Origin of the sequence: Gluconobacter sp. P1D12_c, from assembly GCF_018812105.1 — a bacterium.
GTDB classification, from domain to species: domain Bacteria; phylum Pseudomonadota; class Alphaproteobacteria; order Acetobacterales; family Acetobacteraceae; genus Gluconobacter; species Gluconobacter oxydans_A.
The window spans coordinates 1-21095 of sequence record NZ_JACSIQ010000004.1 but is presented as its reverse complement, the minus strand read 5'-3'; the positions used below and the strand labels follow the sequence as shown (position 1 = coordinate 21095).

Genomic DNA, 21095 nt, shown 5'->3' with positions numbered 1-21095 from the left:
CAAGGATGTAGCTTTTCACGAAGCTGCATCCTTTTTTTATTGGTGCGGGCCTGACTGGTTTAGGCCGCCTCAGCCGTGATATGGATTCATGACGATGGACGGAATGATTTCTGTTCGTCATCATGCCGTGACAGAGTTCCGGGACCGATAGCAATGATGACCGATAACAATGCCATGCTCCGCCGCCTCCACGAACTCCGGAGCGAGCATCGCGATCTTGATACGGTTATTGAGCGCCTGGTGGACCATCCCCTCAATCAGCTCCAGATCCTGCGTCTCAAAAAACGCAAGCTGCAGCTAAAAGACGAGATTTCCTGGATCGAGACCCGTCTGATTCCGGATAACATTGCCTGATGAGCCAGATCCTTTCTCCAAGCGAGACCATTCAAGCAGAAGACGCTGTGCGCGTTGGTGTCATTATGGGGAGCCAGTCTGACTGGGAAACCATGCGACACGCCTGTGACATTCTGGACGAACTGGGCATTGCCCATGAACGTCGGATTGTCTCTGCTCACCGGACGCCAGATCGTCTTGCGGACTATGCGCGTACGGCTCGCAGCCGTGGATTGCATGTCGTTATCGCGGGCGCGGGTGGTGCTGCCCATCTGCCCGGCATGTGCGCGGCGTGGACGTCCCTTCCCGTTCTCGGCGTTCCGGTGGAAAGTCATGCCCTGAAGGGACAGGACAGCCTGCTGTCCATCGTTCAGATGCCAGGTGGCGTGCCTGTTGGAACGCTGGCGATTGGCAAGGCTGGGGCCAAGAATGCTGGCCTGTTGGCGGCTTCCATTCTCTCTTTGGCCGATCCGGAGCTGGCTGCACGTCTTGATGCGTGGCGCGGTACTCAGACGGCAGCTGTTGCGGACATTCCTGTCGAATGACGGTTCAGAATAATCAGGTTTTTGCACCTGGAAGTACAATCGGGATTATTGGTGGCGGCCAGTTGGGACGCATGTCAGCAATGGCTGCGGCCAAGCTTGGTTATCGTGTTCATATCCTGAATCCGGCAGCCACGAGCCCGGCTATTGAAGTTTCAGCGTCCGCGACGGTCGGGTCTTACGATGATCCCGTAGCGCTGGAAGAGTTTGCTGCTCGCTGTGACGTTGTGACGTTCGAGTTCGAGAACATCAGCGTCGAGGGGCTGTCACTGCTCGAAAAACGCCGCCCCGTCCGTCCAGGTGGCGAGATCCTCAGGATCAGTCAGGATCGGGTTCTGGAAAAGACCCGGCTGGCTCAGGCTGGGGTGGAGCTTGCCCCGTGGAAAGAAGTATCCGGACCGGCTGATCTTTCTGCTGTGGGAGAGCTTGGTTTCCCTCTCATCCTGAAGACAACCCGTTTTGGTTATGACGGGAAAGGACAGTTTCGGGTTGAGAATGCGGAAGCTCTCTCGGCTTTGACGGATCTGCCCTATCCGCTTGTTGCGGAAAAGATGATCGACTTTCAGCGTGAGCTGAGCGTGATGGTTGTTCGCGGAAGTGACGGAACGGTACGGTGTTTCGACGCAGTGGAAAACCGCCATCGCGACGGTATTCTGGACATCACCCTTGCTCCCGCGCGCGTCATGCCAGAGGTTGCAGAACGCGCTCAGGCTATTGCAATCCGCATTGCGACGGATCTTGAGCTGGTTGGCATCATGGGAGTGGAGATGTTCCATGCCGCTGATGGTCAGTTACTGGTTAATGAAATTGCTCCCCGGCCCCACAATTCGGGGCATTGGACAATGGATGCCTGCCTAATCGACCAGTTTGAAATGCATATTCGGGCTGTAGCGGGGCTGCCCCTTCCACCCGCGCGCCGTCATTCGGACGCTGTCATGCATAATCTTGTCGGGCCGGAAGATATGGCGCGGGTTCCTGCCATACTGGCCACGGACGGTGCATCACTGCATCTCTATGGCAAGCACGAAGCACGTCCGGGCCGGAAGATGGGGCACGTCAACACGCTCTTTCCGCGTGGCGCATTGCCGGGCGAACTGGCCCTTGAAGGACTACTGCCTCCAAGGGGCTGAGAGTGGCTTGTGCTAGATCAGGCCAAGCCGCTGGAAACTGGTATGTTTGCCGTTGCCAATGATGAGGTGATCCGTGAGCTTGATGCCCACAACATCCAGTGCGGCCTGAACCTGCTGGGTCATCTGGATGTCGGCTTGTGAGGGCGTTGGGTCACCACTTGGGTGGTTGTGCACCAAGATGAGGGATGCGGCTTCAATTTCGATTGCGCGGCGGGCGACCTCCCTGGGGTACACAGGGGTGTGGTTGACCGTACCGCGCGCCTGAGCTTCATCAGCGATCAGGCTGTTTTTCTCATTGAGGAAAAGGATACGGAATTGCTCGATATTTTCTCGGGCAAGTCTGGCTGTCAGATAGTCGAGAAGCTTCTGCTCGCTATCGAGAATATCAATTTTGGGTAACCGCTCACGATTATAGCGAAGTGCAGCTTCATGCAGGACCCGGATCATTGGGATCATGTGTGATCCCATCTCTTTTATACCGGCCAGCTCCCTGTTTGTTGCCGCCAGAATGCCCGCCAGTGATCCGAACCGCTCCAGCAGTAACGGGCTCAGGATCTGCGCTTTTGCTTCGTGGCCGGTGAAAAGAGTGACGACCATTCTGAGAAGAGTATCGTCATCCAGATGACGACCTCGTCCGCTCAGCAATGCCCTTGAAGGCTCGGGTAACTCGATTGATCGCTGAGTGGTCACGGCCGCGGATTTTATGGTCTGAAGCAGAGAGCTATTCAGAACTTCAGAAAATCTGTTTTCGGCTGCCAGCATATCGTCCATGTGTTTTTGTGGCATTTCCCAAGTGTTGTTATCAAGCCACAGAATATGGTGTTGGAGTATTCCGATATGAATTCTGTGACCACTGCCTTCACACGGCAGGGGCACAGAACCCAACGTTTCTATGGCCCTTATAACAAGCCTTCCTGTCGAAAGCTGCGAACCGGGGTGTCGGGCTCCTCCAAGAGAATATCATGCAGAACAATCGAAAGTGGCCTGAGTGCCATTTCCAGCGTTCGAGCAGCGGTTGAAAGCGCGACTGGCTTTAAAGCTGGCTGAACATGAAGTCCGATGATGGCGGTGGCGTGCAAGGCAAGTGCGCGAATGGCGATAGCGCGATTTAGCAAGGTAATATCTTCGAGTTCCGGAGCCGCTTCGTCGGATAAAAGACGATTGCGATTGTCCAGATAAAAAAGGCGGAATTGCCCACGGACGGCTCCCGCCAGGGCGGTCTCAAGATATTTTATCAGTTGAGCCCAATCCCCCAAAACGGGGCGTTCGCGGTGTTCGGCAGATGCCAGTCGTTCAGCCGCAACGGCTGGAAGTCTGAGTGTACGAATGGTGTCGTCGTTAAGGCCTGCGCTTCTCAAATCCTGTGAGGGTGCGCGGAAGACGTCAATCAGGCTTCCGAAGTGGCTGATGAGGCCTTTTGCGAGCGGCTTGGTATCCTTGCGCGGGATGCCCAAGAACAGCAGCATTTCCAGAATTTCGTAATCTGCAAGGGTTTCTGCGCCATTGGTTTCAACGCGGGTCCGCATCCGGGCACGATGTCCCTGCGGGCCTGTGCCGCGTGTCAGGTCGATCCGAGGAGATGATGTGTTGGCCATAGGGCCATCACACTCTATATCGGGAGTGTGCCGCAAGACCCTCTCATCCCCACCCCCGAGTATCTCTCCCGCCTGAACCCGGAGCAGAGACGTGCCATCGAGACAACCGAAGGCCCGTTGCTGATTCTTGCCGGTGCAGGAACGGGAAAGACGCGCGTGTTGACGACGCGCTTTGCCCATCTTCTTCTGACCGGACGGGCTTACCCCAGTCAGATTTTGGCCGTGACATTCACCAACAAGGCTGCGCGTGAAATGCGCGAGCGTGTTGGCGCTCTTCTGGGGGAGCCTGCTGAAGGGCTCTGGCTTGGCACATTTCACGCCATCTGCGCGCGGATGCTGCGGCGGCATGCGGAATATGTGGGCCTGACGAGCGGGTTCAATATTCTGGATACGGATGACCAGCTTCGTTTGTTGAAGCAGATCATGGAGCCTTTCCGGCTGGATACGAAGCGTTGGCCGCCTAACCAGCTCATGGGCATCATCCAGCGCTGGAAAGATCGTGGCCTGACGCCGGATCGCGTGACGCCTGCCGAAGATACTGATTTTGCCAATGGGCAGGCCTTGGCCATCTATCGCGGCTACCAGCAGCGGCTGCGCGAACTGAATACCTGCGATTTCGGCGATCTGATGCTGCACATGGTGGAGATCCTGCGGTCCCAGCCGAATGTGCTGGCGCAGTATCATCGGATCTTCCGCTATATTCTGGTGGACGAGTATCAGGATACCAACACGATCCAGTATCTGTGGTTGCGTTTGCTGGCGAAGCGCGAGCAGGGTCCATCCAACATTGCCTGCGTGGGAGACGACGATCAGTCGATCTATTCCTGGCGTGGTGCCGAAGTTGAAAATATTCTCCGGTTTGAGAAGGATTTTCCCGGTGCCGCTGTTGTGCGGCTGGAACAGAATTATCGCTCGACGGCGCAAATCCTGGCGGCGGCGGCGGGACTGATTGCTCACAATGAAGGACGGTTAGGCAAGACGCTCCGTCCCGGCCGCGAAGATGCGCAGGGCGAGAAGGTTCAGATTATCGGGGTTCGGGATTCTGATGAGGAGGCCCGGATTGTTGGTGGCGCGATTGAACGCCTTCATGCCGATGGTCATCCGCTGTCTGAAATGGCCATCCTGATGCGTGCTGGCTTCCAGACGCGGCCATTTGAAGAGCGTCTCATGACCATAGGCATACCCTATCGGATTGTTGGCGGTCTGCGGTTTTATGAACGCTCGGAAATCCGGGACTGTCTGGCTTACATGCGCGTTCTGTCGCAGCCTTCAGACGATCTGGCGTTCGAACGGATCATCAATGTTCCGAAGCGTGGCGTAGGGGCTGTGGCTGTGCAGAAGCTACACGGTGTAGCGCGCACCCTGCCCGGCCCGTTAACTGCTGGTGTTCTGACGCAGATTGAACAAGGTGCGCTCAAGGGAAAGTCCAAAGAGGCCCTGACCAGTCTGATGGAAGCGTTTCAGCGCGCGAAAGCGACGCTCGAGACCGAAGGCCAAGTGGTAGCTGTTGAGCAGCTTCTGGAAGACAGCGGCTATCTGCAAATGTGGCGTGATGACCGGTCTGTGGAAGCTCCGGGCCGGCTTGATAACATCCGTGAGCTTTTGCGGGCGATTGGCGAGTTCGCGACGCTCGAAGGTTTTCTGGAGCATGTCGCGCTTGTCATGGATACGGAAAGCGAGACGAGCGACGACAAAGTTAGCCTCATGACGTTGCACGGCTCCAAAGGACTGGAGTTCGATACGGTGTTCCTGCCCGGTTGGGAGGAAGGGGTTTTCCCGTCTCAGCGGTCCCTGGACGAAGGCGGCAACCGGGCGCTGGAGGAAGAACGGCGTCTGGCTTATGTCGGGCTGACACGGGCAAGGCTTCGGGCCATCGTTGTTCATGCGGCCAGCCGCCGCATTTATGCGAACTGGCAAGCCTCGATGCCGAGCCGGTTTATTGAGGAAATTCCATCAGAATACGTTCAGACGAGCGGGCAGTCTCTTGAGAGCCGGAGGCAGGCTGCGGCAGCGCCTTCCATGTTTGCGTCCGGCCCGTTTATGAGTACGCGTCGTTCTTCAGGAGGGCCTCAGACCCCTCGCCCGCGCGTTACGGACGTGCAACCGCAGGCGAATGTCCCTCTTGGAGCAACGGTTTTTCATCAGAAGTTTGGCGAAGGCACCGTGATTGCGGTGGATGGCAGCCGACTGGAAATCAACTTTGAAAATGGCGGCATTAAGCGCGTCATGGCAAATTTCGTGGAGATCAGATCGTGATGGCACCCCGCAGCATTGGCCGACGCCATGCCAGTGCGCTTGAAACCCTGTCCATTACGGTGGAAGAGGAATTTGTTCCTCTTTTCGAGCAGGCCCTGATGTGTGTCTGTGAGACTGTCGGGATTTTTGAGGCTGATGATGCGCAGAAATACTGGCGTATCGAAGGTGTCAAAGACACTGGTTACAAGGAAGACGAGCTTGAAAGCGCGTTGTCCGTTGCGCGTCTTCTGACGGGTTGTGAGGCAGAACTGCTTCGTGAGGCAACGGAAGCCGAAGGTTGGCTGGCACGAACCTATGAATCCTTTCCGCAGCAGGACGTTGGCAAGCGGTTTGCCATCCGAGGAACCCATCTGCATGGCGAGCCTGACCGCTCGCGCCTGACCATTACTCTTGATGCCGGTATTGCCTTTGGGTCGGGTGAACACGGATCAACGCGGGGGTGCCTGCGCGCGCTGGAAATGGTGGCGTATCGCAAACCTCATCATATTCTGGATATGGGGTGTGGCTCGGGTATTCTGGCAATGGCTGCAGCGAAGCTGCTGCATCGCCCGGTTCTGGCTGTCGACATTGAGCCATGGTCTGTGCGGACAGCAAAAGCCAATGCCCGTCTGAACGGACAGGGTAATCTGCTGGACTGTCGCTTCGGAAATGGCTGGAATACGGCTCAGGTGCGTGTCAAGGCGCCGTATGATCTCGTGTTTGCCAATATCCTGGCGCGTCCCCTTTGCCGGATGGCGCAGTCTCTCGCCATCAATCTGGCACCGAACGGCACGGGCATTCTTGCTGGGCTGTTATACACACAGGCGAATATGGTTCTGGCTGCTCATCGCCGTCAGGGCCTCGTTCTAGAGCGTCTGTTGCGTGAAGGCGACTGGGCGACCCTGATTTTGCGTAAAAGAGGCTAAGATGTCTATCGTAATCCGTGAGGTTCAGGAGGCCGACCTTCCCGCAATTCTGCGGATTACGAACGATGCCATCGAGCATACTGATGCACTCTGGATCAGCACGCCGTTCACGATGGAGCAGCGTCAAAAATGGGTTGCTGATCGACAGGCTCAGAACTTCCCGGTTTTCGTGGCCGTTGATGGAGATGGCGTGGTCTGTGGGTACGCATCCTATGGGCCGTTCCGGGCTTTCGAAGGCTACGCTGGCACGGTCGAACACTCCGTATATGTTTCATCCGAGTGCCAGGGGCGCGGACTAGGCAGGCTTTTGCTAAACCGGTTGATCCAGCACGCAAAAAAGGCCGGGTTTCACGTAATGGTGGCCGGGATTACGGCTGGCAACGAGGCCTCCATCGCGCTGCATCATCGGTTAGGCTTTCAAAATAACGGTATTTTGCCTCAGGTTGGACGAAAGGGTGGCCGTTGGCTGGATCTTTTGTTCATGACGCTCTGCCTTGAGGCTGTTTCCAAACCGGAAAAGGACTTTCCATGACCCTTTCCTCCATTCCGCTCAAAGAGCGCCCTACTCTTGTTCGCAAGGCGTGTAAGGCGCTAGGCGTTGCAGGTTTCATCATCCCGCGGGGGGATGAATATCTTGGAGAATATGTTGCCCCCTGCTCTGACCGTCTGGCCTGGCTGACGGGCTTTACCGGGAGTGCGGGCCTGGCGGTCATTTTTCAAGACGCTGCTGCCGTCTTCTCTGATGGCCGATATACCGTTCAGATGGAGGAACAGGTTCCCCATGATCTCTGGGAGCGGCGACATGTGAGCATGGAACCTGCGTCCGACTGGCTGGAAGAAAATGCGCAGGGTGCACGCGTTGGATATGACCCCAAACTGGTTAGTCGTTCCATGCTGGTATCCTGGAGTGCTCCCGGGGTTGAACTGGTGCCGCTGGCACTTAACCCGATTGATCAGGCATGGCTCGACCGCCCTGATGCGCCAGCTAATCCCGTCATTAATCATGGTGTGGAACTGGCGGGGGAAACAAGTTCAAGTAAGCGCCAGCGCCTCGCGGCCGGGTTACGGAAGGCCGGACAGGATGCTGTGGTTCTGGCGGACTGCACGTCCGTCGCCTGGCTCCTGAATATTCGCGGTAGTGATGTCCCGCTAACGCCTGTGGCCCATGGCTATGGCCTGCTGCATGCTGACGGTCGGGCAGAGCTGTTTGTGGACCCTGCCCGCCTTGAAGGTGGATTGGCTGCAGCGCTTGGTGAAGAGGTCACAGTTCAGGCACCAAGTGCATTGGAAAAACGCCTTGCTGCGCTGGGTGGCAAAGTCGTACGGCTTGATCCTGTGACGACGCCAGTCTGGTTCGAAATGACCCTGAAAGCCGCTGGCGCTTCGGTGGTTGATGGGAATGATCCCTGCACGCTTCCCAAGGCTGTCAAAAACCTGACCGAGCAGGATGGTGCACGTCAGGCGCACCAGCGCGACGGTATTGCGATGGCACGTTTCCTCCATTCCGTTTCGATGTCTGCTGCAGGACAACGGGAGACGGATCTTGTTGAGCGTCTTGGGATGTTCCGCCAACGCTCTGCCGACTATCGGGAACAGAGTTTTGATGCGATTTCGGCCTCAGGACCGAATGGGGCCTATCCGCATTATCGTGCAGAAGTCGGCAAGGATCGCGTGCTTCCGGCCAATAGCGTTTATCTGATTGATAGTGGTGGACAGTATCCGTTCGGGACGACTGACATCACACGGACGCTCTGGGTTGGGCCGGAGTCAGCTCCTCAGGACGTCAAAGAGGCGTTCACGCGTGTTCTGAAGGGAAATATTGCGTTGTCGCGCGTACGTTTCCCCCCGGGGACCACAGGGCATCGTCTGGATGTTCTGGCGCGTGCTGCTCTTTGGCAGGTTGGGCTGGATTATGATCATGGGACCGGACACGGCATTGGCAGTTATCTGTCCGTGCATGAAGGCCCGCAGAATATTTCCCCTGCGCCGCGTCCAACAGCCTTGGAAGCGGGGATGATTGTCTCCAATGAGCCAGGGTATTACGAGCCGGGGGCTTACGGCATCCGAATTGAAAATCTGATGCTTGTTAAGCCTTCCTCCTATCAAGGGGCGAAGGGCGTATTTCTCGAATTTGAAATCCTGAGCTACACACCGATTGATCGAGCACTCATTGATGTGACGCTACTGGATGATGCTGAACTCGCATGGCTTAATGCGTATCACGCAGAGGTTTTGACGCGCGTAGGACCGGTTGTTGAGCCTGATGTGCAGGAGTGGCTTGAGAAGGTCTGTGCGCCGATGATCCGCGAAACGCCCGGTATTCAGTAAGCGTTTATTCATTTTTTCCGGTCATAAGGTTGGTATGACCGGGAAACTCCTGTTTTTTCTATTCTGCATAAGTGTTGCCACCTCATCGGCAGGCGCCAATGACTGGGATATGGCGCGGGCATGTAGCGAGGCCGTGTCTATTGCAGAGCCGCAGGCTGGTATTCCGAATGGTCTTTTGGGGGCTATCAGCCGTGTAGAGAGTGGTCGTCGTGACCCTTTATCGGGCCGGACGGTCGCTTGGCCATGGACTGTGAATGCCGCCGGAAAAGGATATTTTTATCCCTCAAAAGTCGAGGCTGTTGCTGCGGTCGAGGCATTTCAGAGTGCAGGTATCACATCGATTGATGTTGGTTGCATGCAGGTCAATCTTCATCATCACCCGAATGCATTTCTCTCGTTAGAAGAGGCTTTTGACCCCCTCACCAATGTCAGATATGGGGCTTCTTTTCTAAAAAATCTTTTCACGCAATTGCGTGGCTGGAATGCGGCAACGGCTGCCTATCACTCTTTAACGCCTGCTTTGGGCGCGGAATACGAAGAGCACGTCATGGCAGTCTGGAATGGGAAGAATGACCTCTACAGGCCGCCAGATTTCTTGCCGCAGGTGGTCATGACTGGTTCAGGTCTGCGGGTTATCGTGCCGCAGTCTGATGAACGAATAGCAACCAATGTGCCAAGAAGTTCCTTGCAGGCGAGAACGACTACTTCTAGTAGCTTCCCGCCATCAACTGTGAGCCATACTGCTTACGCTCCTCCTCCGCGCATTATTCACCACGTGACAAATAACGGAGGAGGAACTGAAAGCCATGGCCGCGACCTGATGTCTTATCGTGCAAGTCCCGTCAGGATGGCCTGGCGACAAAACTAACGTGGCTTATTACCTGCCAGGTGCGGTCCAGTTGTTGTGTTTGTATCCGGAATATGGACCTGGCGTGTCGCCCTGACGCCAATGCGTGCGATCGACACGATCAGAATGATGGTCGTGGGCGCAGGATGTTAGCCCAAGAGCCAACAGAACAGGCCCCAGAAGAAAGCGGAACCTCATGATTTCTCTGCACGATATAGCCAGCCTAGCAGCAGGAGGCTGACGACAACGCGTTAGAGGGGATCAACGTTGCGGGGAGAAACCTGTCAAAAGATGATAGAGATACAGCATAAGCCAGTAGAGTTCTTTCAGGAGCACCCAGAAAGCACGAAAGACCTCAAATGGATCAAAATTTGCGCTAACTGACAGCTGGCTGTTCCTTCGGGTTTTAAAGTTGCTTTTCGATAAACGAAAAATATCTCCTTAAGAAGCCCGTGTATGATTTCAAAGCGTTCTGAAAGATCTCATGAACGTCACAACGGACTGAGATTTTTGGAGAGCTTGAGGTCAGTAGCTACTCGCCAGTTTTTCCTGATGCCTTGCTTGAATGTGGCAGAGAGGCATCAGAGGAATGAAGGATATGAAGGAGGATTGGTGTATTGACACCTTTCGCGCGGTTGCTGCGCGCATATGAACTTCGCTACAGCGCATAATTCAGGAACGAATTCCCTGATATATTTCAAACGCCATCTGGCCCGATCAATATTAGCTATTCGTTTCTTTAACCGCCCAAATGGGCGGTTTTTTTATATCCGGAGATTTGTATTTCATGCGTATTTTCAGTCGCCTTGCCGCTCTGGGTCTTTTATTTTATTTGATAGTCACCACGGTAGCTTGTTCTACTAACGGCAACACCACCACCTTCGATACTGCGGCTCTCAATAAAGATGCCACGGCAATTGCTTATGCCGTGCAGGTTATTGAAACGATGCCTGGCGTGGCTGATCACCTTTCGGCTGATGATAAGGCCAAGTTCGATAGTCTTGTGGCGCAAATCAAAAGTATTACGGCCTCGATTGAAGCCAGTTCGGGTGGAGCTGTTACGGTCGATACTGGCAGAGACTGGGCTAAATCTCTTGGGGTTGATCTAAAGGGGCTCTTGAACATCGCAAGCCCGATTGTACAAGTCTATTATCCATCTGCCAGTACTTATATACAAACCGTTCAGTCAATTATTCCTCTTGTTGAAATATTATCTGGTCTAGTTTCGGGTCCGTATGGAATAATTTCTTCATATAATGCCGATTTTATCAGGGATCGTATTTGCAAAGGGGTGTAATTTGAAATTGTTTTTATATTTTTAATTTATAAATATTTCCTGTAATAAATTTACGCCTTTTCCTATTATGTATTGAAATACAAGGGAGGTTTAATCTTCCGATGAGGAAAAATTTGGCGTAAGTGTATTATGGATGTGTCGCGGTTTGGTTTCGAACCTTGCGTTATATGTTAAATGGCATTGCGCGCTCAGGTTTGGGGAGCCTCGGTGCTGGAATGGCGTTCTTGCTGATTAGATTGAAGTGGATCCCTAGTACGAGATGGAGGCCTACGCGCCTTAGTCTTCCATCGGACTAAAGAGAAAGCTCTGGTTTATGAGCTTCGTTTCTTATGTCTGGCTCAAGCGGGTTAGTATTGCTGCGTGATGCCTTGGTCGCCCTTATCGGTCGTCTTTTTTGTGTCGCAGCAAAAAGCGCAATTACCTGACGTTTTTTGATGAAACCCGATGTTTTAGAATCGTAATCCATTCCAGAACGTTCGCTGCGGTTTCTTCAAACAGTTCTATGATGATGTAACTCGGGATCTGTTTGATGCAGAATGAGGCAAAAGAAATTCCAAGGATAATTGCAATAGTCTTTTTCATATCGTCTCTCGCTGCGGGGCAAAGCAATCTTTTCATTTTTCCCAAGGACGCACAATAAGATTTTACCTCGTGCTGACCATCAGGCTTCCGCTATTTTCCGAGTCCGGTACAATCTTTCGATGGACCAGTCATGGGGCGCGCAGATAGACGCGAATCTTACGTCGTTTGGCTCGCGAAGAACTACATAGATTTTTTTCTAGGATCTCCCTCGTCTCCTGAATGAAGAACGCGGGTTTCCAGGCAGAGGCGCTTGTTCTCCTGAGCAAGATCTGTTTCTACTGCAGGCACTGTCAGATCAGTCATCTGATATTGCGAAATCCAGTGCTCAAGCGCTGATTTGCTAATCTCCAGATCCGACGCGATGTGGGTCCGTGACAAATTGCTGCTCAGGACAAACCTCCAGGCCGCAGACCGTGCGTCTCGATTGGTGGCTATATCGGGCTGCAGCCCTAGTTACGGACATGCTTGAAAAGATAGCTGTCGTTGCACTGATTATCCTCACCCGCTATGCGCCATCGTCATTGCCCGGATTATCTAGGATGAAATTATGCGGGATTAAACTATCCGGAGGTTCCGGGTGGTTAACTTGTAAAAGAAGCTGATGAGTTGCTGCGGGCCGAGCTCGATACCGGCGGTCGATGCAGTTTCAGGCGCATTATGTCAGGCGTTCAGATCGAACGAATAGTCACCTCTGTCCCGTAAGTATGTTTGTCCATACCGCCACAACGTCAGAATTCTAGAGTACGCCTCGAATACTGTGTAATCAAAAAAATCCATTCGACTTGTTGCTAGCTTCTGCACAGATTTTTTCGGTGAAGCATTATTTTGCCCGATAGATATCGGCAGCACACAGCGTTCATATGCATATTTCATAAGGATTTTCTGACCGGATCGGGTGGTGGGCGCAACAGGGATTGAACCTGTGACCCCTACCATGTCAAGGTAGTGCTCTACCGCTGAGCTATGCGCCCCCGATCCGGTGAGGCGGTGTTTAGCTGTCTCGAATGGGCGTGACAACCCCCCTTTGAACAAAAAAATGCACTGAGGTTATGACCACCCCTACCCCCTATCCTGCTGTAATCATTCAAAAGCCTCAGAAAACGGCCATTCCTCTGGTGGTTTCCTCTCCGCATTCCGGGCAGAAATATTTTCAGGACTTTTTGCAGAGCAGTCGTCTTTCGTTATGGGAGTTGCAACAGACGGAAGATCGATTTGTCGATCAGTTGTTTGAGTGTGTTCCGGTCACGGGGGGCGCATTGCTTTCAACAGAATTTCCCCGGATCTGGTGCGACGTAAACCGGGATTGTCGAGAGCTGGATTCGGGAATGTTCAAACCTCCCCTTCCTCCTTCTGGTCTTCTGCAGACTTCCAAAGTTCGTGCGGGCTTTGGTGTTATTCCCCGTTGTGCCACGCAGGGTCGGCCAATTTACACGCATTGCCTGCCATTGGATGAGGTCCAAAGGCGGCTGGTTACGTCTTGGGTGCCCTATCATGAGGCCCTGCATAATCTTTTGCGCGAAGTGAAGGAGCAGTTTGGCTCGGTCATTCTTCTCGAAGCTCACTCCATGCCTCGCCTCCATCAAGCGAAAAGCTGCGACATGGTTTTGGGGGATTTGCATGGTAAATCCTGTTCCCCTGCCCTGACGGACTGTGTGGAGCAGTATCTTTCAGGAAAAGGTTATGCTGTTCGCAGAAATGTGCCCTATGCGGGTGGTTACATTACGCGGCATTACGGCCAGCCATCTGATGGAGTCCACGTTCTTCAACTGGAAATCTGTCGATCCCGATATTTGAATCCAGCCACGCTCGAGCCGTCGCGCGGTTTTGAGCAGGTTAAAGCAGATATGGAAGGTCTCGTTCGGGAATTGGCTGACTTCGTATGTCACTCTTTTGAGACGGCCGAAGTAGAAGCAGCCGAATGATCCTAATGGCTTTTTTATGGTTTTCTACTGAGAAACGCGGTCACTAAATTGTGCCCTGATTATTCTCCAAAACTATGCGCTAAGCTCCAGATTTTAAACTCGGGTTTGGGACATAGGCATGTTTCTGGGAATTGATGTCGGAACTTCCGGAATCAAGGTTCTGTTAGTGGACGAAAACCAGCAGGAAGTTGCGTCCCATACAGAGGGATTGACGGTTAGCCGGCTGCACTATGGCTGGAGTGAACAGAACCCGGAAGACTGGTGGACTGCGACCTGTCGCGGCATCGACGTTTTGAAGTCCAGAGTTCCGGACGCTGTTTCTGCGATCCGGGGAATTGGTCTTTCTGGCCAGCAGCATGGTGCGGTTTTACTGGATTCTGCAGGAGATATTCTGCGGCCTTGCATTCTATGGAATGACACCCGTGCAGAAGCTGAATGCGTCCTTTTTGAAGAGCGCTTCCCAGGGAGCAGGGAAATTACAGGCAATGTGGCAATGCCTGGCTTTACCGCTCCAAAAATTCTTTGGGTCGCACGACATGAACCTGAAATCTTCGAACGTCTTCAGCATGTTCTGCTACCCAAGGCCTGGTTGCGCTACAAAATGACGGGCCAGATGATTGAAGACATGTCCGATGCGTCAGGCACACTTTGGCTGGACGTGGGAAAGCGTGAATGGTCAGTTGAGGCTTTGAAAGCAACGGGTCTGACGCGCGCGAACATGCCTGAGCTTCGTGAAGGAACCTCGGCCGCAGGCTATCTGAACGACGAGCTAACGAAACGGTGGGGGATGGCCGCCGCTCCTGTCTTTGCTGGAAGTGCTGGCGATAATGCTGCGGGTGCTGTCGGGTTGGGTGCAATTCGCAATGGCGATGCGTTCATTTCGTTGGGAACGTCCGGTGTGGTTTGGGTCACGACCGACGTATTTCGGCCCGAGCACCAATCTGCCATCCATGCGTTTTGTCATGCCGTTCCCAAGACATGGCATCAGATGGGTGTCACCCTCTCTGCTGCGGCCTCGCTAGCCTGGTGGGCGAGAACATGCGGAATGAAGGAGATTGATTTGCTGGCCGAACTCCCTGAAAAACCTGCTTACCCTGCCCCTGTCTTGTTTGCGCCTTATCTCTCTGGCGAAAGAACGCCTCACAACGATGGTACTATTCGCGGGGCATTTATTGGGCTTTCACAAGATACAAGCCGTGCTGAACTGACCCAGGCTGTGCTGGAAGGAGTAGCATTCTCCTTTCGGGACGCTCTTGAGGGCCTGAAAGTGTCAGGATCTTCCATTCAGGAAGCTGATGTGATTGGCGGAGGTTCGCGAAGCCCATTCTGGATTTCCATTCTGGCGTCCGTGTTGGGGCTCAGGCTCCATTGTCTGGCACATGGTGAGCATGGTGGAGCATTCGGCGCCGCTAGACTGGCTCGTATCGCAGCAACGGGTGAGAGCGTGGAGAGCGTTTGCACGTCTCCGGAGCGCGTTTCGGCGACAGACCCTGATTCACATCTTCAAAATGAGTATGCCGCAGCATATCGCAGATACCGGAAGGTGTATCCGGCACTTCGTAATATTCAGAATGCATGAATTAATTTTAGCGCTGCGAGAAGAAGAGGTTTTTTCTGCTGCAAACGCGTGATAGGGCCCATGTTCATGCAGACAAAACTTCCATCCGTCTATCTTGCTGGGGATTTGGTCTTCCGACCTGAGGCCCTCTCCATATTTGAGCGTCTTAAAGCCATTTGCGCAGACTACGGGCTTGAAGGAGTTGCTCCGTTCGATGGGCAGGCAGAGGCTCGCCTGATGCCGCCAGGACGGGAGACTATTTTGGCATTTGTTCGCGCTGACCGCGCACTGATGGATCAGTGCGATGCTGGCTTGTTCTGTGTGGATCCTTTTCGTCGTGCGGCGGATATGGATCCAGGTACTGCCGTGGAGATCGGGTATATGCACGGTCTAGGGAAGCCGATGGAGGGCTATACGGTTGATGGCCGGCTGTATCCCGAAAAAGTTGAATCCTATTGGGGGAAATCCTGGAAGCAGACGCTTCGCCCGCGGGTAGAGGATGGTGCGCCAGCATCAGGAAGTCAGGAAGATCCGGATGGAATGCTGGTTCATTCTGAAGGCCTTTTTCAGAATGGGATGGTCGATGGATTTATTGGTTTCTCGGGTGGGGAAATTTCTGTGGATCCAGATTTTTATGAAGCATTTCGAAAAGCAGCAAAACGTCTCTCAGGGCGCCTTGGGAGTTAAAGTGTATTCCACTCTTTGGTACAGGATCTGAACAGGTTCGCCAGCAGGCTTTAAGATCAAGAGCGGTGGCGCCTATCATTTTGAGAGGTTACCGCCTTGCGATTTCACAGACTGACCTTTGTCTGTTTCAGCATCCTATCCGGGTGTGCTTCTTCACCTCACAAAGATGTCCGCGGGGATCTTTTGAAGCCAATTCATTCTGCATCTCCAGAAAGTAATGCGATGAATGAGTTGAAGGATGGCAAATTGCATGGCTCCATGTCGATGAGCACGGGTTTTGGAACCGGTCGGGCGCCTAATGGATTGGGAAACGTTGGGCCATTGGGCGGCTGGTAAAAAACTCAATCATCAAAAGTGATTTTTCCATTTCGGGAAACATGACAAGTTGTGTTTGGTAGGTCTTTATCAGGGTGTTTGCCTGCACCCATAAGCGCTTCTTAATTGTTTGGAAAACATGTTTGATGCAGACTTTAAAAGGTCGGCTTATTTTAGATTTGGGATAGTTTGATTTTTCATGCTTTTACGTCTGACAAAAAAATGTCCACCATTTCTTTTTGTCGGCGTCGTTGTATTTTTAGCGGCAACGATTGGCATATCCTCCCGCTATATCGGGCAACTTGCCCAAATCTGGCCAGCAAACGCCTTGCTGCTCTGGCTTATGATCACTTACCCGCGCTTTAGCCAAAAAAGCTGCTGGATCAGCGCATTGGCCGGTTATTTGCTCGCGGGGTGGATAATGTCGGATCCACTTTTCGTAAATATTTGGCTGGCCACGGCTAATCTAGCTGGCGTCAGCGTAGGGTACGCTCTGTTCCGACGATTGGAGCGACAAGAAAAAGAGCTGGATGGCCCTCAGTCTGTTCTTGCGTTGCTTCTCGTGTGTTCCGGTGCAGCGGCTGCGGCCGCATTGGTCGGAACAGGAATAGCATTTTCTCTTCCTAGTAGTACGCCTTGGGGCCGCTTCATTCTGTGGTTCAGTAGCGAACTCAACCGATATCTCGTTTTGCTGCCTGTCTGTTTTGCGGGGAAAAAATGGTTCTCAGATCTCGTACATGCGGGATGGCGCAGCGTTTTGTCAGCGCAAAGCTTCAATATTGCACCGATTGTAAGTTTGGCCGCATCAGTTGTTCTTGCGACACTTACTGGCGGCCCGGGTGCTATTGCCTTTCCCGTCCCTGCCCTGCTGTGGTGTGCTCTCACCTATAGCGTGTTGCCAATGTGCCTTGTCGTTCTGATTTTCAACGTCACGGTGATGGGAATTGTAGAAGCGGGTCTACTGAATTTTCACCAAACGAATGAAACTATCGGCGTTACTGTTTCTTTTCGGCTCGGGCTCTCTTTTTTAGTGCTTGGCCCACTTACGGTTGCAGCCATTATGAATACCCAGCGTGCTCTCGTTGCTCGACTGAATCAGTCCATTACCTGGGATAGTCTGACGCATGCTCTAAGCCGCCAAGCTTATTTGGAGAGAAGTGTGGCTCTGATCAAAAATATTGTGGAAACGCGAACGGATGAGGGCGTCGCTATACTCATGCTGGACCTTGATCGCTTCAAGGATATCAACGACACGTATGGCCATTTCACCGGAGACGCAGCACTTGTTGCCGTGAGCACAGCTATTTCTGATATTTTGTGTGCCGAGCAGATATTTGGTCGGGTTGGCGGAGAAGAGTTCGCGATTACTGTTGCCGCTATCGATGAAAACATGGCGCTCGCTCTGGCAGAGAAAATCCGTCAAACAGTAGAGAATGTTTCGTGCTTCACCCCTGAAGCAGGCTTGCAAATGACAGTAAGTATAGGTGTTGTTCATCGAAAGGACGTAAAAGTTGTGGATTTTCAGTCTATTTTGACGCAAGCTGATGCAGCTCTCTATGAAGCTAAGGCTTCTGGTCGTAATTGCATTGTTAAATACTCTTCGTCAATTTAAAAATATTTTTCCAATCCTCGGAGTTAGTATTTGATTGGGATTTAGAAAAATTTTTGGTTTATGCTTATTAATTTAAAACCCAGCCGAAGCTGGGTTTTAAATCACATGCCGCCATTTGGGCCGTTGCCGCCGCCCATTCCACCACCATGTCCTCCGCCTTGGCTGTATCCACCACCGCCATTGCCGCCCGGCCCATTACCATAATTGCCTTGACCGCCCTCGTGACGATGGCCACCACCATGATGGCCGCCGCCCATACCATCGGGCCCAGGGCCCCAACAGGCTGACAGAGCAAGTGCTAGGCTCACGCCTGTACTAATTTTTACAATCGTGTTCATACGTTCCTCCTAATGACATTAACGCACGAACTTTGAAGTAGGAGGATGGCGAACTTGAAACAAAAAGAAACTGAAGCATTGCCTTTGTCGTGGTGAATATATTGAACTAGATAAGATTATTGTAAGTATTTACAAAAATATGATACTATTTTCTTGGATAATCCACGTAAAATGACCTTATGAAATTCCTCTATATCGTCGTTCATCAACAGTTTCATTCTCGTTCGGATAACGTCTTCAGGCCAATCCCACTCCGCAATTTCTAAAAGCTGTTCTATTATGCCTTCAGGAAATCGATATTTTATAACACGTGTCGAGTTCCCGCCGACAATGGCATAGGGGGAAGAAAATTTTTAGTCACGACTGCATCATTGGCAACTGATTGCGCCAGAACAAATGATGATACCAGAAATTTTTTTTGTTTATTTATAATTAACTATATCGAAGGATTATTTTTATTAAACATAATTATATTTATGTTGTCGTGTATTAGTATAGAATATATTTTAATTAATACGGTTGATATTTTACAAGCCTGTAATCTTCTTTTAATTTTCGAAAAAAGACATCTGAAGCTTTTTCTATCGCCTCACAGATATCTTTTTACTGATAAGATCAGAGTCATCTCAATTGTGCGAATGGGACAGCTAATTTCCGAATGCTGCACCGGGTCTTAAGTATGGAGATAGTTGAGAAGAGTTTTTTTCGGAGCTTTTAATCGGATGACACGAATTGCCTCACGTGCGCATTAATCGTTCGACGATGACATCCCTGCGAGAAGCGGGCATGGGCGGCAAGCCTTCGGGATGTAAATTCGGTGAATAATCGCACGCGTTTTGTCTTGCGTGTCTGTCTCTGGGTCAGAAGTCACAGCGTTCCGTGCCCGTACAACTCGGCGCCAGGGATCCCGACGAGCGACGGGCCACATCTCCCACGAAACATGGGAGTTTCGTCGTCCCGATCCTTTGCTGAACAGCACCAATCTGCGTTTCAGCATCAGGCGTTTTGAATAGAGCCCCAGTGGTATGTACCTTCCCTTCGCGTGCCCACCTCGGTTGTCCTTCGGTTTTTGCGACAATTCAGCGTATGGGGGCCAGCCTATCAGAGTGCCACGCCGCCAAAAGATCACGAGACATATAGATACTGGTGGATAAAACAGGCCGATCAGACCGTGAAGATTAAGCGATAATGTGTCATGGTTCAGCGCACGATGCGGATGGCGACATCAGCGTCCCGGTTGGTCAAATTTACGACTTCACCTGTTGGCGCGACATTCATCTCGATGTCCGGATGTAGCCGTGAAAACTCGGCGAGATTTGGACATCAGGAGATGTGTCGCCAGGAACGGCGGCAACGTTACGCGTGAGAGGCCTTGTACGGTCTGATCACGTCCCAGAACGCTCGTCTCGAGTTGGTGAGATGACGCTTCCATTTGGGTTGCAAACTCAATGATTTCCCGACCGGCTAAAGTCAGGCGGTAGCCTGCACAGATCGCACTGCCCCCCGTGCTACCGCAAGAAAGTAACGAACGTCATCCCAGTCCATCATAGTGCGCTCGGGCACCATGATGCGGCTCTTTCAAAACCATATTCGACATTTTTTTCTCCTGACCATCATGTGACCTTAGCGGCCCCAGACAGTCGTCGCTGGGCCTTCCGCGAGTAAGATCCAAGCACTCGGTTTGTGTCATGCGGAAGTCCGGATCGATTTTGCACCACCAATATGTACGATTGCGCACTCACCGCTTCATGAACAACAGCCTAATTTGAGTGGCACGGGGCATGTCCCGACTAACCAAAGACAAAGTAAAAAAACTCATGGGAAAGCTTGAAGGTAAGATCGCTGTCATCACAGGTGGATCAAGCGGCATGGCGCTGGCGAGCGCACGACTGTTTGTTGAAGAAGGCGCCGATGTTTTTATCGTGGGCCGAAGGCAGGAGACCTTGGACGAGGCTGTTAGGCAGATCGTCCGAAACGTAACGGGCCTACGTGGGGATGCCGCCAATCTTGATGACCTTGATCGCCTCTTTGAGACGATCAAACGCGAAAAGGCACGATCGACATCCTTTACGCCAGTGCAGGTACTGGTGAAGCCCTCCCACTGGGCTAGATTACCGAGCGGCACTTCGATACGACCTTTAACCTGAATGTGCGTGTCACGCTGTTCACGGTGCAGAAGGCGTTTCCACTATTCAATGACTGTGGGTCGATCTTCATGACCGGGTCCGTTGCGGCCTCAAAGGTTTCCCTGGCTACAGCGTGTATGCGGCGAGCAAGGCCACGCTGCATCCAGGGCCAATCGCCACACCAATGCAGGATCAGGTGCTGACTCCGGAAGCCAAACAAATGTTCGAATCCCTGATCCCGCGCGGAACGATGGGCCGTTTTGAGGCTAGGAAAATCGTCACAATCGACAGTGGTTTTCCAGTTCATGGCATAGAGGTCCGAGACCTGAACCTGATGTCCTAAGGCATGCAGTTCGCTGACAGCGATATCAAGCACGACATCGTTTAGGTCACATTGACAAAAGATCGGACCCAGAGCCTTACGACGTCGAGGTTGAGAAAGCTCATGAAGGATAAGGCGGTTTTGTCGTAGCGGGTCGTGATACAACGCATCTGCTTGAGGTGGTTGAACATCGCTCGATGCGGTTGCGGTTCCTGTAGCACCGCCAGTCTGTTTTCTGTGGAGCACTGCGGCCTTTGCATTAGTGAAAGCGAGGGTGAAGAGTTGGAGCGGATCAGCCGTTCGCATTCCGCTCCACACAGTGTGGTTCGTCGTGCGCAGATTGTTCTGGCCTCAGCCGATGGGAGAACAACACTGCGATTGCGCACCGGCTCGGCACCAC

General features: G+C 52.6%; 19 protein-coding genes, 1 tRNA gene and 1 pseudogene. 15 read left to right on the top strand and 6 right to left on the bottom strand.

All coding sequences use genetic code 11. The features are described 5' to 3' along the window. Positions 1-153 precede the first annotated feature (153 nt). The 3 genes from KP705_RS05520 to KP705_RS05510 are packed head-to-tail and all read left to right on the top strand — an operon-like array spanning position 154 to position 2005. Positions 154-354, top strand: a complete 201-nt coding sequence (locus KP705_RS05520) for a YdcH family protein (protein WP_046901537.1) — start codon at positions 154-156, stop codon at positions 352-354. Further along, a complete protein-coding gene (gene purE / locus KP705_RS05515) occupies positions 354-878 on the top strand; it encodes a 5-(carboxyamino)imidazole ribonucleotide mutase (protein ID WP_064273283.1) in 525 nt (174 codons plus the stop codon). The genes KP705_RS05520 and purE overlap by 1 nt, the downstream gene beginning before the upstream one ends. Next, a complete protein-coding gene (locus tag KP705_RS05510) occupies positions 875-2005 on the top strand; it encodes a 5-(carboxyamino)imidazole ribonucleotide synthase (protein ID WP_064273286.1) in 1131 nt (376 codons plus the stop codon). Before purE ends, KP705_RS05510 begins: the two co-directional genes overlap by 4 nt. Before the next feature lie 12 nt (positions 2006-2017). Here the strand turns inward: KP705_RS05510 and radC are convergent, their stop codons facing one another. Both radC and KP705_RS05500 read right to left on the bottom strand, forming a co-directional pair. Beyond that, on the bottom strand, positions 2018-2776 hold the full coding sequence (radC, locus tag KP705_RS05505; RefSeq protein WP_215764158.1) for a RadC family protein: 759 nt from the start codon (positions 2774-2776) through the stop codon (positions 2018-2020). A 128-nt stretch (positions 2777-2904) separates the two neighbouring features. Next, positions 2905-3636: a RadC family protein gene (locus KP705_RS05500; RefSeq protein ID WP_252348254.1), complete on the bottom strand. Its 732-nt coding sequence runs from the start codon at positions 3634-3636 to the stop codon at positions 2905-2907. Between KP705_RS05500 and KP705_RS05495 the strand changes: the two genes are divergently transcribed. From KP705_RS05495 to KP705_RS05475, 5 genes are all read left to right on the top strand, one after another. Beyond that, complete coding sequence (locus KP705_RS05495; RefSeq protein WP_046901542.1) at positions 3628-5856, top strand: ATP-dependent helicase; 2229 nt, start codon at positions 3628-3630, stop codon at positions 5854-5856. The genes KP705_RS05500 and KP705_RS05495 overlap by 9 nt on opposite strands. Further along, positions 5856-6761, top strand: coding sequence for a 50S ribosomal protein L11 methyltransferase (locus KP705_RS05490; protein ID WP_215764217.1), 906 nt, complete (start codon positions 5856-5858; stop codon positions 6759-6761). The genes KP705_RS05495 and KP705_RS05490 overlap by 1 nt, the downstream gene beginning before the upstream one ends. 1 nt (position 6762) lies before the next feature. Next, the gene (locus tag KP705_RS05485; protein WP_046901544.1) at positions 6763-7293 is read left to right on the top strand and encodes a GNAT family N-acetyltransferase; all 531 of its coding nucleotides are present in this window, start codon (positions 6763-6765) and stop codon (positions 7291-7293) included. Then, positions 7290-9089: an aminopeptidase P family protein gene (locus KP705_RS05480; RefSeq protein ID WP_215764157.1), complete on the top strand. Its 1800-nt coding sequence runs from the start codon at positions 7290-7292 to the stop codon at positions 9087-9089. Before KP705_RS05485 ends, KP705_RS05480 begins: the two co-directional genes overlap by 4 nt. A 133-nt stretch (positions 9090-9222) precedes the next feature. Beyond that, positions 9223-9957 carry a transglycosylase SLT domain-containing protein gene (locus KP705_RS05475; protein ID WP_308267188.1) on the top strand — a complete coding sequence of 245 codons (735 nt, stop codon included), beginning with the start codon at positions 9223-9225 and terminating at the stop codon, positions 9955-9957. 9 nt (positions 9958-9966) lie between these two features. Here the strand turns inward: KP705_RS05475 and KP705_RS05470 are convergent, their stop codons facing one another. Further along, complete coding sequence (locus KP705_RS05470) at positions 9967-10134, bottom strand: hypothetical protein (protein ID WP_198150435.1); 168 nt, start codon at positions 10132-10134, stop codon at positions 9967-9969. Positions 10135-10723: 589 nt separating this feature from the next. Between KP705_RS05470 and KP705_RS05465 the strand changes: the two genes are divergently transcribed. Then, complete coding sequence (locus KP705_RS05465; RefSeq protein WP_046901547.1) at positions 10724-11233, top strand: hypothetical protein; 510 nt, start codon at positions 10724-10726, stop codon at positions 11231-11233. Between the two features lie 762 nt (positions 11234-11995). On the opposite strand, the gene KP705_RS21410 is transcribed toward KP705_RS05465, so the two are convergent. Together KP705_RS21410 and KP705_RS05455 are read right to left on the bottom strand one after the other, a co-directional pair. Then, positions 11996-12205, bottom strand: a complete 210-nt coding sequence (locus KP705_RS21410) for a transposase (protein ID WP_374195554.1) — start codon at positions 12203-12205, stop codon at positions 11996-11998. 506 nt (positions 12206-12711) lie between these two features. Beyond that, positions 12712-12786 (bottom strand) — tRNA-Val (locus KP705_RS05455). 78 nt (positions 12787-12864) lie between these two features. Between KP705_RS05455 and KP705_RS05450 the strand changes: the two genes are divergently transcribed. From KP705_RS05450 to KP705_RS05435, 4 genes are all read left to right on the top strand, one after another. Continuing rightward, complete coding sequence (locus KP705_RS05450) at positions 12865-13737, top strand: N-formylglutamate amidohydrolase (protein WP_046901600.1); 873 nt, start codon at positions 12865-12867, stop codon at positions 13735-13737. A gap of 118 nt (positions 13738-13855) precedes the next feature. Next, positions 13856-15316, top strand: a complete 1461-nt coding sequence (xylB, locus tag KP705_RS05445; protein WP_215764156.1) for a xylulokinase — start codon at positions 13856-13858, stop codon at positions 15314-15316. 66 nt (positions 15317-15382) lie between these two features. Further along, entirely contained in the window at positions 15383-15982 is a 600-nt protein-coding gene (locus KP705_RS05440; protein ID WP_046902086.1) for a nucleoside 2-deoxyribosyltransferase, read from the top strand. 514 nt (positions 15983-16496) lie between these two features. Continuing rightward, on the top strand, positions 16497-17909 hold the full coding sequence (locus tag KP705_RS05435) for a GGDEF domain-containing protein (RefSeq protein WP_215764155.1): 1413 nt from the start codon (positions 16497-16499) through the stop codon (positions 17907-17909). Between the two features lie 101 nt (positions 17910-18010). Here KP705_RS05435 and KP705_RS05430 read toward each other — a convergent pair whose 3' ends face one another. Next, entirely contained in the window at positions 18011-18247 is a 237-nt protein-coding gene (locus KP705_RS05430) for a hypothetical protein (RefSeq protein WP_235271806.1), read from the bottom strand. A gap of 1817 nt (positions 18248-20064) precedes the next feature. Here KP705_RS05430 and KP705_RS05425 point away from each other — a divergent pair. Together KP705_RS05425 and KP705_RS05420 are read left to right on the top strand one after the other, a co-directional pair. Continuing rightward, positions 20065-20716 (top strand): annotated as a pseudogene (locus KP705_RS05425) (SDR family NAD(P)-dependent oxidoreductase). A gap of 162 nt (positions 20717-20878) precedes the next feature. Continuing rightward, on the top strand, positions 20879-21095 hold a 217-nt coding region (locus tag KP705_RS05420; protein ID WP_215764154.1), incomplete at its 3' end, for a hypothetical protein.

Bases quoted from the DNA above. Each gene is read 5' to 3' on its own strand.
- KP705_RS05520 (WP_046901537.1), top strand. From the start codon at position 154: ATGATGACCGATAACAATGCCATGCTCCGCCGCCTCCACGAACTCCGG.
- purE (WP_064273283.1), top strand. From the start codon at position 354: ATGAGCCAGATCCTTTCTCCAAGCGAGACCATTCAAGCAGAAGACGCT.
- KP705_RS05510 (WP_064273286.1), top strand. From the start codon at position 875: ATGACGGTTCAGAATAATCAGGTTTTTGCACCTGGAAGTACAATCGGG.
- radC (WP_215764158.1), bottom strand. From the start codon at position 2,776: ATGGACGATATGCTGGCAGCCGAAAACAGATTTTCTGAAGTTCTGAAT.
- KP705_RS05490 (WP_215764217.1), top strand. From the start codon at position 5,856: ATGGCACCCCGCAGCATTGGCCGACGCCATGCCAGTGCGCTTGAAACC.
- KP705_RS05485 (WP_046901544.1), top strand. From the start codon at position 6,763: ATGTCTATCGTAATCCGTGAGGTTCAGGAGGCCGACCTTCCCGCAATT.
- KP705_RS05480 (WP_215764157.1), top strand. From the start codon at position 7,290: ATGACCCTTTCCTCCATTCCGCTCAAAGAGCGCCCTACTCTTGTTCGC.
- KP705_RS05470 (WP_198150435.1), bottom strand. From the start codon at position 10,134: ATGAGGTTCCGCTTTCTTCTGGGGCCTGTTCTGTTGGCTCTTGGGCTA.
- KP705_RS05465 (WP_046901547.1), top strand. From the start codon at position 10,724: ATGCGTATTTTCAGTCGCCTTGCCGCTCTGGGTCTTTTATTTTATTTG.
- KP705_RS05450 (WP_046901600.1), top strand. From the start codon at position 12,865: ATGACCACCCCTACCCCCTATCCTGCTGTAATCATTCAAAAGCCTCAG.
- xylB (WP_215764156.1), top strand. From the start codon at position 13,856: ATGTTTCTGGGAATTGATGTCGGAACTTCCGGAATCAAGGTTCTGTTA.
- KP705_RS05440 (WP_046902086.1), top strand. From the start codon at position 15,383: ATGCAGACAAAACTTCCATCCGTCTATCTTGCTGGGGATTTGGTCTTC.
- KP705_RS05435 (WP_215764155.1), top strand. From the start codon at position 16,497: ATGCTTTTACGTCTGACAAAAAAATGTCCACCATTTCTTTTTGTCGGC.
- KP705_RS05430 (WP_235271806.1), bottom strand. From the start codon at position 18,247: ATGAACACGATTGTAAAAATTAGTACAGGCGTGAGCCTAGCACTTGCT.